The sequence below is a fragment of the Aneurinibacillus danicus genome (assembly GCF_007991215.1).
Lineage (GTDB): Bacteria > Bacillota > Bacilli > Aneurinibacillales > Aneurinibacillaceae > Aneurinibacillus > Aneurinibacillus danicus.
The window spans coordinates 1-15,393 of record NZ_BJXX01000126.1; the positions used below are offsets into that span (position 1 = coordinate 1).

The 15,393-nt window shown below is 40.0% G+C and carries 8 protein-coding genes and 2 CRISPR repeat arrays; all 8 genes read right to left on the reverse strand.

All coding sequences use genetic code 11. The features are described from left to right. Positions 1-36 precede the first annotated feature (36 nt). Positions 37-1,072: a CRISPR direct-repeat array (repeat unit 30 nt; unit sequence GTTTCAATTCCTCATAGGTATGCTACAAAC). A gap of 168 nt (positions 1,073-1,240) precedes the next feature. From cas2 to cas6, 8 genes are read right to left on the reverse strand one after another with little or no spacing between them, the layout of a single operon-like run. Beyond that, positions 1,241-1,504 carry a CRISPR-associated endonuclease Cas2 gene (gene cas2 / locus ADA01nite_RS13795; RefSeq protein ID WP_146810863.1) on the reverse strand — a complete coding sequence of 88 codons (264 nt, stop codon included), beginning with the start codon at positions 1,502-1,504 and terminating at the stop codon, positions 1,241-1,243. Positions 1,505-1,518: 14 nt separating this feature from the next. Beyond that, on the reverse strand, positions 1,519-2,511 hold the full coding sequence (gene cas1b, locus ADA01nite_RS13800) for a type I-B CRISPR-associated endonuclease Cas1b (protein ID WP_146810865.1): 993 nt from the start codon (positions 2,509-2,511) through the stop codon (positions 1,519-1,521). A 28-nt stretch (positions 2,512-2,539) separates the two neighbouring features. Next, positions 2,540-3,031, reverse strand: a complete 492-nt coding sequence (gene cas4 / locus ADA01nite_RS13805; RefSeq protein WP_218029565.1) for a CRISPR-associated protein Cas4 — start codon at positions 3,029-3,031, stop codon at positions 2,540-2,542. Continuing rightward, complete coding sequence (gene cas3 / locus ADA01nite_RS13810) at positions 3,031-5,415, reverse strand: CRISPR-associated helicase Cas3' (RefSeq protein ID WP_146810867.1); 2,385 nt, start codon at positions 5,413-5,415, stop codon at positions 3,031-3,033. The genes cas4 and cas3 overlap by 1 nt, the downstream gene beginning before the upstream one ends. Next, positions 5,412-6,155 (reverse strand): type I-B CRISPR-associated protein Cas5b, encoded by a 744-nt coding sequence (gene cas5b / locus ADA01nite_RS13815; protein ID WP_146810868.1) that lies wholly within the window; start codon positions 6,153-6,155, stop codon positions 5,412-5,414. The genes cas3 and cas5b overlap by 4 nt, the downstream gene beginning before the upstream one ends. Before the next feature lie 15 nt (positions 6,156-6,170). Continuing rightward, positions 6,171-7,130 carry a type I-B CRISPR-associated protein Cas7/Csh2 gene (cas7b, locus tag ADA01nite_RS13820; protein ID WP_146810869.1) on the reverse strand — a complete coding sequence of 320 codons (960 nt, stop codon included), beginning with the start codon at positions 7,128-7,130 and terminating at the stop codon, positions 6,171-6,173. Further along, positions 7,127-8,944, reverse strand: coding sequence for a TIGR02556 family CRISPR-associated protein (locus tag ADA01nite_RS13825; protein ID WP_146810870.1), 1,818 nt, complete (start codon positions 8,942-8,944; stop codon positions 7,127-7,129). Before ADA01nite_RS13825 ends, cas7b begins: the two co-directional genes overlap by 4 nt. Positions 8,945-8,962: 18 nt before the next feature. Beyond that, the gene (gene cas6 / locus ADA01nite_RS13830; RefSeq protein WP_146810871.1) at positions 8,963-9,709 is read right to left on the reverse strand and encodes a CRISPR-associated endoribonuclease Cas6; all 747 of its coding nucleotides are present in this window, start codon (positions 9,707-9,709) and stop codon (positions 8,963-8,965) included. A 779-nt stretch (positions 9,710-10,488) separates the two neighbouring features. Then, a CRISPR array of direct repeats spans positions 10,489-15,160; the repeat unit is 30 nt; unit sequence GTTTCAATTCCTCATAGGTAGTCTCTAAAC. The last annotated feature ends 233 nt before the right edge of the window (positions 15,161-15,393 follow it).

The window sequence follows — 15,393 nt, forward strand, 5'->3', positions numbered from 1 at the left end:
AACAAGCAATACACAAACACGCAACTTTTTGAAGTGGTTTCAATTCCTCATAGGTATGCTACAAACCTGTGGCAGCGGTCTTCAGCCTGCATGCGTTCGGAGTATTGTTTCAATTCCTCATAGGTATGCTACAAACCTGAACAGCAAGGCCATGGAAAAGAAAATCGGTGAGCGGTTTCAATTCCTCATAGGTATGCTACAAACATGGCGACGATTAACAAGTATGCGAAGAAAATCGAGTTTCAATTCCTCATAGGTATGCTACAAACGCGATATACCTGCGAGAATATAGTCGTAGATCACGCGTGTTTCAATTCCTCATAGGTATGCTACAAACGGCTTCGAGCAAAGTATGTCCGCAAGTCCAACGCAGATGTTTCAATTCCTCATAGGTATGCTACAAACCATCATACGAAGTATCGACTCCTTTCGGCGTTAGTTTAGTTTCAATTCCTCATAGGTATGCTACAAACTTCGCTCGAAAAAGCCAAGAGGAACTGTGGTAGAAGGTTTCAATTCCTCATAGGTATGCTACAAACCTTGCGGCATCCTGCTTAATTTCGAATATCATTTCGTGTTTCAATTCCTCATAGGTATGCTACAAACTTGCAGGCGTCTGATCCCGCCAGTTTACACGTTGACGAGTTTCAATTCCTCATAGGTATGCTACAAACTCGGTATAAATCTTCGTCCTCGATCAACGTATCCGGTTTCAATTCCTCATAGGTATGCTACAAACGACAAGGTGTATTTCAACCTGTCTCTCTTGAACCGTGTTTCAATTCCTCATAGGTATGCTACAAACCATTGCCATGTTTTCACCTTCTTTCTGGGCAAAAAGTTTCAATTCCTCATAGGTATGCTACAAACCAGAAAAAGAAAAGAGAGAAGAACAGAAAAAAGAGCCGTGTTTCAATTCCTCATAGGTATGCTACAAACCTCCGGAAGCGTTGCCGGTAGCGAATGCGGAGGATGGTTTCAATTCCTCATAGGTATGCTACAAACCAAAACAACCAGCCAAAATTGAGACAATCAATGATGTGTTTCAATTCCTCATAGGTATGCTACAAACCCATTTTTCCCGCATAAAACCACTACTTCCCTCTCTTTGAACATCGATCAATAAAATCTGTCTTTTCGTCAAAAACCCTACCAGTTCTTACATTTCACTGTCGTCGATCCCCCGGCCTTTTTGCATTACCGATGGACGACGACAGCAAAACACCCACTCCTTTTCCATTCACAAGAAAATATCTTCCCCTCCTTTTTTCAACCCATACTCTTCCCGCTTCGAATAATTTTTCGTGCGAAACGTATAGAAAATCAATGAATCCTCTCCAGGAACAATCTTCATAAGCAACTCCGCCTTCAACTTTTTAAAATTTGTCTCGCTAATATCCCCCTCAAGAACCGAATTCTGCACCCAGGTAAGATACCTCCTCGCCGTTTTCAACACTTTTCCCACACGCTTTACGCCAACGTCATAAACAAGAATAACAAACATGCTTCCCTGCCTCCTTACCAGCGTGAGACATAGGGCTCATATTCTTTTTCCCCCATGATATGTTTTTGCAATTTATATACTTCCATTCGAATAAGCCGGCGATAAGACACTTCCCGTCCCAGTTCACGGTGCTTCACTGTAGTTGTCAGCCTTTTTTCAAGTTCCTCCAGAAATGTACGTCTCCCCTTCTCGTTTAAAATCACTCCATCCAGCTTCTTCTCGAAATCCTTGGCTGTAATCATCTTTTTACCCAGCAAAGTAAAAATTAGCCTGTCTATAAGAATTGGTTTAAAGATTTCAGCTATATCAAGATTCAATGAAAATCTTCGGAAATTAGTTGTATGTAGATAGCCGATCCGCGGATCAAGATGTGTTTTATAAATCTCGCTAAGAGCTATTGTATATAATACAGAGTTACCAAAGCTAATTAAGGCATTGAGACGATTTAACGGCGGCCTGCGTGACCGACCCTCAAACACAAAATTTTTCTCATCGATAATCCTGTCAAACGCCTGGTAATACTGCTCGCGATAATTCCCTTCGATCGCCATCATCTGTTCAATGGTTTCGCATGCCGGAAGTCTGTTCACCAGGCTCGACAGGGAATCCAGTATATCCTCAACATGTATTCCACGATTCTTGTAATAACGCAGCACCTGCTGCATGTTATCCATCGCACCGTATACGAATTTCATAGCGATATCCCTGCGCCTACCTTCATCGAGATAGGCCTGGGCCTGCTGAAGAATCATATAGCCTGAGTTCAGGTGTTCGCGCGGATAAAATGTTCCCATATAATATCCATGATGATTGAACATATGAAGCAAAATCTCTTTTTGGGAAATAAACTCCAGCATGCGTTTATTAAAATCGACTTCACCAAACAAGAAAATCTCCTTAGTATCTTCAACAGGAATGTACTTCTTTCCCTGCTCTGTTTCAAAGCACAGCGTGTTATCTTTGCGGGATATGGAGCCTGTAGTAAAAATATATATGCTTTTTTTCATGTCTTCCCTCTCATCTCCTGGTATTCCGTTATGCCCAGCACAGTTCACGGTATGCGCAGTTACGACACCATTTTATTTTCATAGGGGGAGGTGGCAGTTGTTTGCTTACGATATCAACTACTTTTTCTTTTAGAATCTCTACTTCCCGGATTCCTGCTTCATCTAGTACAACCCGCTGTTTCCTCCGTTCTTCCGGGAAAAGGAGTTCTCCTTCCGCTTCAATCCCCATTTGTTTTAGCTCATATAAGTAAAAAAGAAGCTGCATTCTTGCGCTTTCCTGGGAGGCAGAGCTTTTCTTTACTTCTCCAATGATGAGTTGTCCTTCCCGCGACTTCATAACGTCAACTTTTAGGTGGCCGATTGTCAATTCTTTTTTCTCACGTTCATATACATGCTCTTGGAGAAAACGGCCGTATTCAACGTTTGAGTCGTCCTGGTCAGCGACAATTTGATGGGCGATGAGCCATGTTTCACGAGGACAAATGTGATAGTACCAGACGAGTGTTCCTGTAACAGTAATCACCAGATTGCAGGCACCCCTTTCGTGATAAATCCGGTGCAATCATCGTAATAATCTTTCTTTCCGTAGTTACTCACAAAACAAATTTGTTCATGTAATAACGGTGGACGGTTCTCTACATGATATGGAATAGAGATAACATACTCTTGGAATGATTTTTTTAATCGCGCAAAACGTTTGTAGCGCTCCAATGCATCTTGGATTTCAAGAATTTCACTGTATTCTTCCCAAATGCTTGCTGCTTCTTCGTCAACTTCAACGAAAACATCCATTTTTTTGTACGTTTCTTCAATTAATTGAAATTCAGAAATAGGAATTCGGCGATCATCGCTTTCCCCCGTAAAATAGAGAGTTTTAACACTGTTCAAAAACATGGATGATTCACTTCTCGACTTTTCCTTCACTTCATCGAAATAGTTTTCAATTAATGGTAGTAATAAAGGTTCCGGGATTTCTTCATGTTTGTTTAAAATAGATTTTGTTACTTCAAGAGAAATCCTTCCATATATTGATTGGGCATAAGGAATCATTCTTTCCCCTTTGCATAAGTTCACAACGTATAATGTACCCGTTCGTCGATTATGCCGATTACAGCGACCCGCTGATTGATTAATGGAATCTAGCGGCGCAAGGTCTCGGTATACAATATCAAAATCTATATCTACTCCAGCCTCTACAAGCTGCGTACTCACGACAATCCGGTATTTTCCCTTCTGTATCTCTTTAATACGCTGCAAGCGCTGTTTTGGAATTATATGTGTAGATAGAAAACCAATATCCTCTTCTAAATTTTTGCTTAAAATAGCATGTAATTCTTTTGCAGCGTCAATCGTATTTAAAATAAAAAGATAGCTTTTTTCATTATCTAGCTCTAAAGATTCCGCAAACTGCTGCACCGTCATCTTTTCTTTTATACAAGGAATAATCGAAATACGATTCATCTCAGAGAAATACCTGTCTCTATCACAGAGGGACACAACTACGTCTTCCTGAGAAAAAATTTTAGGCTCTGTTGCCGTAAGCAAAATAACATCGGTATTCATACCCCGAGTTAACTCAAGTATCATTTCACGCATCAGTGCCCAATATTTAACGGGAATTGCCTGCACCTCATCTAACACAATAATGGCGTGAGAAAATCGATGAAACTTACGTAATGCTTTATTTCTATTTGTTAACAGTGTTTGGAAAACCTGCACAAAGGTAGTACAGATAATTTCGCTATTCCAACCTTCAACCAAGATTTGCGCTTGATCGAAATTATACTCTTCCTGCTCATCCTTCTCCCTATTTGGAGCATTTACTTGCTCATAAGGATCAATTAATGAGTGGTGCTTTATCAAATAGCTATAATCAAGTTTATCAATACCGGTCTGTAATATCTTCTCAAATACAGAGAAGTTTTGATCAATAACACTTAAGAATGGGAGGCTGTAAATAATCCGCGGAGCTATTCCAGTTTCGTGTTGTCTCCTGGCGCGCAGACGCAAAGCAGCGTTTAATGAAGTAATCGTCTTGCCCATCCCTGTCGGCAAGTTAATAGAGAACAATCTTCCTCCCGCTGTATCAATTATTTTACTCACTTCTTCATACGCCTGCTCGCGCAAATTGTTCATAAAAGAGGCGTCCCATTGCTGCTGCCTTTTATAATGATCTACTGTATCGGCTGCGATTAATCTTCGTCCATGATACATCATGTCCCGCAGGGCAGCCTGGTTTTTATCCCCATCAAGTAAAAGAGAATACAACACACAATATTTAAAATAGTCAGATAATCCATTGTTTATATTCCGTTTCCCATATCTTTTCTTTAACCAGCGACGCAGCGTTCCTATCTCATCATAAAACGTATTAACCCATGATTGTACCTTCTCTACAGTAAATGGAGTGACACCTTGCAAGGAAAAAGGCAATTCGCTAGATAAGATTTCCACTATTTTATTCCATTCATCATACTGGATAGCCGCAGCCTGCTGTAACAATAAATCTCTTTTATCTTGCAAAGCATTTATTTCCGTATTGAACTCGTGGATATTTCCATGATGCCGCCTTACAGCCATAAAAACAAAAAGGGAGGAGAGAAGAACTTCTTCCTCTTCCCCCTGTAAAACATGCATCGCCACATAATAACTTACAATAGCCGAAAGCATCGTATGTGAGCTTTGAGCCGTCTTCCTCTTTTTTTCAGAGGTGATATATGTTTGAAAGTACGACGTTGCTTTCGCAAAATCATGAAAGATAGCTGCTATGTTAACGGCGTGATTCAGTTGGATAGGATCCCAGCCAGAAGCTCGTCGATTTTCCAGACTGGCCACGGACATCTCAAGAACACCTGCCAGATGTTTACGAAGAGATTGATCGGGATGGGAAAACAACTCTATCATCTTTCTACCTCCTGCTCATTTAGAAACACAAAACGATAGGGACCGCCCTCCCAATACCATTCTATATCTGCTACAATTTCCTGGCCTTTCATCTCAATTAAACACTCCTTATAAGAAGAAACAACACGTTCTTCATTCATTTCGACCGGTAATCTTTCTTTTCCATAATATTTTCCTTCTGTAAAAGGAATGCCGTTCGGACGTACCAGGCATAAAGGAATAGCTGTATGAATTGGAAAAGCCTGTCCCGCCGAATACCTTTTCACAGCTTCAATTTCTCCAACATACGCAAAGTTCGCTACGTTCTCACTTAGGCCCAATGATAATGTATAGTATGTACGATGATGTTTCACCTGCTCAACTAGTTGTTCATAAAGTTCTTTATTCTCCATCGAAACAAAGAGGCGAAAATGAGCATTCCGTAAAAATTCTGTCCGTATTTGCGTACGTGCGCCTTCTTTTCTTGATTTTGGCACCCATACTTTTCCCTTTGTGTTAATTAGATTGAGACCAAGTGTTGTTTTCTTCACTGGACTACATGGCCTAATCCCGATAAGTGTCTTTGCTTCGTTAAGAATTTTTAAATATTCATTATTTTCTTTGCTCAATCCCAAAATGGCTGCAACAACCCCAAATGCCGCCGTCGGAGGAATAATAGAAAATGTTACTGGTGAGGATGTGGAATAATATTTGCGAAAATGTCCCCATTCCCCCCATAGTTCAAAAACTAAGGTTTTCATGTACCTTCCACATCCTTATAATTCAAGTGGCGTAGCTTCGATTCCAATTCTTGTACATTCCGCCACAAGATCACTTGAGGTGATGAGCTGTTCATCTATTTTATATTCAATGCGGGTAATCTTTTCTCGCTCTACCTCTAATTTCTGAATTAACGGGGCAATTTGTAATACTCCATCTGTTACGTGTCGAATTGCTTCCTCCGTTTTTTCACTCGTAAAGGAAATAAGTTTGTTTAATTCACCAATATGAAATCCGTCCTGACCATATACAATGCGTAGTAAGAGGCGTGGCTGTTGTCCAACTTTACTGCGGGAAATCAGATTCTTTGTTCCATTCCACATTCCATCTATAAGAAGAGACACATCCTCCTCATTCATCTCGGTGTGTATAGCCGCCTTTTCATTGATAATTCCGTAAAAAGAGAGAAGAGAATACGGAAGAACATATTCTTCGCGGAAGGTTTTACGAGTTTGTCCATCTCCAGATGCGAAAGCACCGGTTCCTTTGATATATTCCAACTTCACCCTGTGCAGTGAACTTCCAAACTGAAATTGTACGGGTCCCGTTAGTGTAATTGAACTTTTTTCTTTCGCACTTTTTTCGATTGGAATCGTTCCTCCGAATAATCTAACATCAATACAATCACGCAACATATTACTACGAATAATACTTTTCATTTCTCCAATGGTTTTTATTTGTGATTTAGAAACCTTTTCACCGTCTATTAGAAGAAAATCTTCTGCTCGATGCTTGGCATCCTGAAGGATTCCTTCTTCATCAGCGATTTCTCGTACGAAAATTTCCTGCTCGCGGTACTCGTGTAAATAATCACGAATGGTACGCTTTAAGCGGACATCTGTTACGATATTTCTCCCCGTTTCTTCATCGATGCGCGGCTTATTCTCATCCACGGGGTCCCCATTTGGATTTGTCCAACTAACATCATATAAAAATAACAGTTCAGAACGATTCATTTTACTAATTCCCCACTTTCCAATTCAATTATTTGTTTTTCATTGGTATCTCTTTGTTCTTTGATTGCGGTCCATACGTTGTATTTCAAATACATGCCAGTTGAAAAATAGAAATTCATCTCATCAATTGACAGTTTCCAACCGGAGCCCGCCTGCAATAACAGACTAGAAATCTCTTCGCCCAACACGGAGGCAAAATGACGTTCATATCCTTCATAACGATTATCCTGCTCATATTGCCTAAGTTTTTCCTTAACTTCTGGCAATAAGCCTAAAAAATCACTCTCCCTCATACGCAATCCCTTCAATTTTTCCGCAAAAGGTTGCGCATTGCGAATTTTCTTCTGAACATCTAACAATAACTGCGCTAAACTACCGAGTAAGAACAACGCTCTCTTTTCCGGTTTGTTTAAATGTGGACCGTATTCCGTAAAGACAGATTCAAAACGACTAGCCTTCATTTGTTTCCCCTCCTCTTTTGGTAAATTACCAAGCTGTACAAAGAACAAAGTATTCATTAAGGCATCCCTTACAGCCCATCGAACATTTTGCTCATTTTCCCCGTTATTCAAAAACTTACGACGGATCTCCTTCATAAAAAATGTTATAAGAAATCGAATGTCAAGCACTGAACCATGAAAAACGGCCGCTGTGATTTCCAGAAAGTATTTATCTAAATCGGCATTTTTCTTTTCCTCATCCGATTTTTGAAAAAAGGTGCGAATCCGTCCAAAATTATAAAGTTCCAATGTTCCATCGCCCCTCGCAAACTTGCGTTCAACATCCTTTTTCACCTCGAATATTCTCCTGAGGTGGGAAGGAAACACATCCTGAACTAACAATAAAATTCTCTCGGCCGCCTGCACTTTTTGCATAAATAACAGGTGAAGCATTAATTGGTCTGATTCCTCCTGCAAATAGTGTAGGATGTCATCTTCACTTGCAATTGTATTATTAACGCTTTCTTCCTTCAGACTTTTCCTTTTCTCCTCGTCGCTTAAAAGATCAATAACATCATCTTTTAGAGATAGCTTCCCAAATAAAAATTGCGGAATTAACAAATAACTCAACCCATAAAATCTAAATCGCAGATTTTCCTCTAAAAAACGTTTGCCTTCCTGTAACAGAAGATTACATTCTATACATACAGGATAATTTCTCCAGGAGCGGCTTTCATCAAATCCTCCGGTAATAAAACCAGGTTTATCAATTGTGTAAAATTTAAATGCAGAGGATCCTCCCATAACCAAACTTTTCTTTTCCCCGCACACGGAACACATACGATCGGAAGAAGAAATCTGAATGTCTTTTTCATTAACCATCTTTAAAAAAATATCTGTGAATACGGGAATTTGCTTTAAATATTTTCCGTCGATTTTTACAGTAAAAAACGCTCCCTCCTTAACTCCGGACAATTTTTCCTCTACTGCATTTAAAATTTGTTCCTTTTCCTTCGCAATTATTTCCGCGACTTTGATGATAGAGAATCGTTCTTTAGATTCTTCTTCCTTGCTTTCTTTGTGTATCTTTTCAAACCAGGCAGCAAACTTAACAGTAAATGTCTTGCGAAGTTCAGTAATCATCGCTGTAGGTGAATAATTGATTCCATTCGGAGAACCACGACGGTAGAGATACTTAGTCGAGGAAAACTTATCATATTCTTCTAATTCAATCTCCCATTTATCGTCTTGGAAGGATAAAATAACTGCATACGGATAATTTTTGGGATCAATCGTTTCAATCAAAACATCCAGCACTTCTTTTTGGTTGTAGCTTTGCGTCCATTCTCCCAGATCACGAATAGCGGAAATCATTTCCCGTCACCACCCTTGCTAGGAATTTTTATAGATAGAAAGCATGCCATAGCCCTGGCCATTTTTTCCGCCTGCTCCCGTTTGATAAGCGATTTGTTGCAGTTGCGGATCACCCTGCATACAAAAAACACCATGCCATGCTTTAATTACTGTTCCTTTATATCTCATCGTTTTTTGTTGCTTGGCATGTACTTGTCCATGTGGAGTAAATGAAAAAGGACGTTCACTTAAGTCAAGATTAAAGAATGCACGAGCCTTTTTAATTAGATTATTGCGGATTAAAATTGTAAATTCGGGATCGCGAATATCATAGTAGTGAGTGACTTTTCTCCCGGAAGGAATCTCTACGGTGGAGTACATCGTGATGGGTGAAAGGGTTCGGACAAGCATCGATTCACTAAAGATAGGATCTTTCATCATTTCTAAGTTTTCTATGTTTATTTTTTGATGGTGAAGTGTGAAAAAGGACTGTGTCAACAAAGCGTTACAAAGCGATTTAATCATCGGGTCCCAACATGAACTGATATGTAGCGTTACAGGAGAAGAAAAAATGATCTTTCCTTCTCTAATTTGATGTTTTCCTTGTAGCCATGAAAAGGTAAATGGTTTATATATGCGTTTTTCCAGTTTATAGCCAATTTCATGAAGAAAGCTTTTTATTTCTTTATCAGTGATGAGTGAATAGATCATACTCTGGATGGCTAACTGGTAAGAAGAAGGAAGAATTAATTTATCTTGAAAGCTGAATGTAATCTTTAACCTCAAATAACCATCCCTTTTCTGTTTAAGAATTTTTACTATCAGTTATCCAAATAATAACATGTAATATTCTGTATTTCAATATTTCTATAAATAATACATAAAGCTTAAGAATTTTTCATAAGACACAATATAAGTTATAATCTAACCCATGTAAAACTTATTAAGAGTTGAAACAGCTTTATGTACTATTATGTATAACCATTTCCTATGAGGATTTTAATCAGTACCCAGAAAGAAAACTTTGGTGTTTTTTCCGAAGTTGGAAGTTGTTCAGGTCCCTAGATTAAGTGGCTCTATAATCTAATAGAATAAAATTTTTCCAGGTTGGTCAGCGCATCCCCGAAAGAAAAGGGGTGGTACTAATGACGGTATTTGAAGCGTTAATGCTTGCAGCAACTTTTGCAAGCTTAGTTGTGGTGATTCTGTCATTCAACCATAAAAAATAATCCACCTTTGAGCTTGCCGGCTAGTGGTGGATTACTTTCCTCATTACGCTGATCCTCCATTGAGGAAATCGCCTATCGCATGACCGTTTGGTGTAACCGACACCAGACGTCCTTTTTAAAATTATGCTACTTTTTAATTTTATCATACCCGACAATTTTGAGAAAGGGAACAGGAAAACCATTTATCACCTAATCGTTGTCCTTGGTGTACTTTTACTATCAAAATTATAGGGAAGAGATGAATTAGACTAATGGCAATATTTAAAGGTTAGTACTTCTTCTTTGGCATATACCACGACCATTTACAAATCGTACTCAGGAATTCCCTTTTGCCTTGTTTCAATCTCTCATAGGCAATCTAAAAACGCATCTTCTCTGCCCGTCCCCAGCCCACTTCATCGATGTTTCAATTCCTCATAGGTAGTCTCTAAACAATCGACTCGGCTGCATCTCTTCCCCATGTTGTGTTTGGGTTTCAATTCCTCATAGGTAGTCTCTAAACTGTTAGGATAGCGATTTTTACTTCAGGAGTACAATGTTTCAATTCCTCATAGGTAGTCTCTAAACTTTAATCTTGGATTTGGAGGGACAACCCAAACTAGAAAGTTTCAATTCCTCATAGGTAGTCTCTAAACAGTATGACTGTGTTGGTTGGGAATGTGGAAGGCACGTAGTTTCAATTCCTCATAGGTAGTCTCTAAACGGATCAATCGCTGGATCAATCTCTACTGGCGCATCCAAGTTTCAATTCCTCATAGGTAGTCTCTAAACTATAATTTACTTCCTGCTTTCATTGCGCACCTCCTGATAGTTTCAATTCCTCATAGGTAGTCTCTAAACTGTGATGCGGTCACCACGTCGAATGCCGCTAGGAAGTTTCAATTCCTCATAGGTAGTCTCTAAACCGAACCAATTTTTCATATCCTCACCCCCTTCCAAGACTATGTTTCAATTCCTCATAGGTAGTCTCTAAACCATTACCAGGAACCTTGAAAGAAAGATATTCTTTCAAGTTTCAATTCCTCATAGGTAGTCTCTAAACCCCACTGCTCCTCGGTCATACTGAAGCACTGAGAATCAGTTTCAATTCCTCATAGGTAGTCTCTAAACCTCAAAACCATTGCAGGGAAGCTGGTTGACATCACGGAGTTTCAATTCCTCATAGGTAGTCTCTAAACTCCAGTGATGCCGGAAGCAACCTATACGAATCATGAGTTTCAATTCCTCATAGGTAGTCTCTAAACAGAAGCTCCAAAAGCTGAACCAGCCGCAAAGGTATTGTTTCAATTCCTCATAGGTAGTCTCTAAACTGATTAAACCAATCAATGATTTGCTTGATACTTCCCGCGTTTCAATTCCTCATAGGTAGTCTCTAAACACCTGCCATCGCAATGACACTCGCAATTGAGGCAGCGTTTCAATTCCTCATAGGTAGTCTCTAAACTCTTGAAGCAATACCTTCGCATCCGTACCATTTCGGCGTTTCAATTCCTCATAGGTAGTCTCTAAACGCTTCTCTTTTTCTGGGTTAGCGCTGGTGATGATAGCGTTTCAATTCCTCATAGGTAGTCTCTAAACAATGGGAAGCGGTGTGCGGGATTCCGACGGATGAAAGGTTTCAATTCCTCATAGGTAGTCTCTAAACTTCGGTTCCTAGTGGAATTACCGTTCCGTCCGTTCCAGGTTTCAATTCCTCATAGGTAGTCTCTAAACGGTTGTTTTAGGCGGATTCATATCTCTCTTTAGCACAAGTTTCAATTCCTCATAGGTAGTCTCTAAACTGCTTCAATTTTCTTTCCTGGTCCAATCAAGGAATCAAGTTTCAATTCCTCATAGGTAGTCTCTAAACCCAATTTTGTTTCGGATACCCTGGGCAAACATGTCAATGTTTCAATTCCTCATAGGTAGTCTCTAAACTGGTTTGCGACTGACTATTGACAAGTTTCAGAATGGAGTTTCAATTCCTCATAGGTAGTCTCTAAACAAAAACGGGACAAAGTAAACACAAAAATGGAGACAAAAGTTTCAATTCCTCATAGGTAGTCTCTAAACCGTTTACATCTTGCAGAATACCTTGTGCATTCATCGTGTTTCAATTCCTCATAGGTAGTCTCTAAACCATGAAGTACGGTCGTTTTACTTATTCTTTAGTCTCTCGTTTCAATTCCTCATAGGTAGTCTCTAAACGCCAGCGTAGAGGAAGAGGCGCCAGCTCGCTATCAAATGTTTCAATTCCTCATAGGTAGTCTCTAAACTTTCGAGAGAACAGACTGTTTCTTTGGTGGTGCGTCAGGTTTCAATTCCTCATAGGTAGTCTCTAAACCAAATGGCTGCTGAAACAACGCCGAGGAATAGCAAAAGTTTCAATTCCTCATAGGTAGTCTCTAAACGGGGGAGCTGCGCTGCTGGAACCGTACTTGAAGAAAAGTTTCAATTCCTCATAGGTAGTCTCTAAACTGTTTCTGTTGATGCCGTCCGATAGTTTGGAACGTAGTTTCAATTCCTCATAGGTAGTCTCTAAACTACGGAGATAGACAACGAAAGCGTTCCAACCACATCAAGTTTCAATTCCTCATAGGTAGTCTCTAAACAATTTGATTGGTTCAGGAGCAATTGCTCCTGAACGCGGTTTCAATTCCTCATAGGTAGTCTCTAAACGAAGATGGCGAACAAGAGGATGTGTTGCTTCAGTATTGTTTCAATTCCTCATAGGTAGTCTCTAAACTGTTAAACTCTTGTCTCTTGTTCGACCATTCACCCTGAGTTTCAATTCCTCATAGGTAGTCTCTAAACCGGGGGGCAGGGGGATTCCTCCCTGCCCCTGGCAGGGTTTCAATTCCTCATAGGTAGTCTCTAAACTCATACTCTCTCAACAAATCATCTGTATGGTCATTTGCAGTTTCAATTCCTCATAGGTAGTCTCTAAACAAGATGGGCGGAGGACGTGTAGTAAAGCATCTTGCTTGTTTCAATTCCTCATAGGTAGTCTCTAAACTTCGGAAGAACTAGGACTTTGGCGAGTTAGAGTTCTTTCGTTTCAATTCCTCATAGGTAGTCTCTAAACATCTCTGATGAAAGCATGCGCCATGACGTGAAGATTAGTTTCAATTCCTCATAGGTAGTCTCTAAACGGGAAATCAGAAACAAGCTCTTGAAGATCAATACCGTAGGTTTCAATTCCTCATAGGTAGTCTCTAAACCACAACTTATCCGCTACATCATTTTTGTAAATGGCGAGTTTCAATTCCTCATAGGTAGTCTCTAAACATGCCAGCAAAAGTATAGATTTGTTCCGGAGTGAAATTGTTTCAATTCCTCATAGGTAGTCTCTAAACACAGAACATATGTGCTACTAGGGAGAGGACGCAATGTGTTTCAATTCCTCATAGGTAGTCTCTAAACATTTTCACCTCCTGTCTATCTGGATTAGAAAGAACTCGTTTCAATTCCTCATAGGTAGTCTCTAAACTATTATCACACCCGATATTTAGAATATACATCAAGGTTTCAATTCCTCATAGGTAGTCTCTAAACGCACAGATATTCTGGTTGAAGAATCGTCGACCGGAGTTTCAATTCCTCATAGGTAGTCTCTAAACCTAATTCGCCACCCGAGAGGTCGAATGCTTCTTTCATGTTTCAATTCCTCATAGGTAGTCTCTAAACAGGTTAATCGGATCGCCGTTTTCATCAACGACAGTAGAGTTTCAATTCCTCATAGGTAGTCTCTAAACGGCTATCTGCTTTATTTGACGCTGTTCTCTTAAAACGTTTCAATTCCTCATAGGTAGTCTCTAAACCATCATCACCCAGGAATCGAGCAACAAGCTTAGAAGGGTTTCAATTCCTCATAGGTAGTCTCTAAACCCATCTTCCGTTTGCGTCGTCCCAAACCCAACCATTCAGTTTCAATTCCTCATAGGTAGTCTCTAAACTGCATTGTTGCACGCAGAGCAACCATGTCGCGTTCAGTTTCAATTCCTCATAGGTAGTCTCTAAACTCCGATGACTGCTCCGTATGCATTCGCTATGATGAAGTTTCAATTCCTCATAGGTAGTCTCTAAACTTAAAAACAGAGCTTGGCAAATATCATGACCGTTGGGTGTTTCAATTCCTCATAGGTAGTCTCTAAACCTTGATGTCTGATACCATCTCAGCGAACAGTTCGTCTCCGTTTCAATTCCTCATAGGTAGTCTCTAAACCTCACAGGCTTATCGAAATCAATTCCAACTTCGCGAGTTTCAATTCCTCATAGGTAGTCTCTAAACTCCAAACCACCAATCCCGCACCCGGGCCAGGCGGCGGGTTTCAATTCCTCATAGGTAGTCTCTAAACCGGTACGTCAATTGCACTACGAGCGGACGGCGCGCGCGTTTCAATTCCTCATAGGTAGTCTCTAAACCCCTACTCTTGCACAATAAGGGCACCCTCTTCCATTTTGTTTCAATTCCTCATAGGTAGTCTCTAAACAAATTCGTCATGCGGCGATTTTGCGAAAGGAAGGGGATGTTTCAATTCCTCATAGGTAGTCTCTAAACTGATCGTATGCCGATACGTTTATATGTGTTTGGGCAGTTTCAATTCCTCATAGGTAGTCTCTAAACATGTTCCAAATGCAGACGAAACCCTAAAGATGCTTGAGTTTCAATTCCTCATAGGTAGTCTCTAAACTTTGAATCCGGCCATGTACGCATCATCTAGCTGTGCCGTGTTTCAATTCCTCATAGGTAGTCTCTAAACGGTACGCTTCCGCAACGTTTTTAATCATCTCGACCGGTTTCAATTCCTCATAGGTAGTCTCTAAACACACTCTTTCGGGATTTTATTATCGAATTCAACGCGGTTTCAATTCCTCATAGGTAGTCTCTAAACATAACGCTTCGTGCGCCCTTCCCTTCATTATCGAAATGTTTCAATTCCTCATAGGTAGTCTCTAAACCTCCTGCGTCATCTGAAGCGTCTTGTGCGCGATGTAGGTTTCAATTCCTCATAGGTAGTCTCTAAACCCATTTTATCCCTTATAGAATCTGTATACTATGATATTCTCCTTCTACAGATAAACTCCTTCTATACTTCAAACAAAAAATCCCGTCTTCCCGCTCTTCCTCTTTTAAACTTTATTTCTCGCGCAAATCCATCAAAAATAAAATTGTCGTCGATCTCCCGGCATTTTCGCACTACCGGCGATCGACGACAATTCCTTCCTATTGCCTTCGGCCAACCTCTCTATTCTTATCAT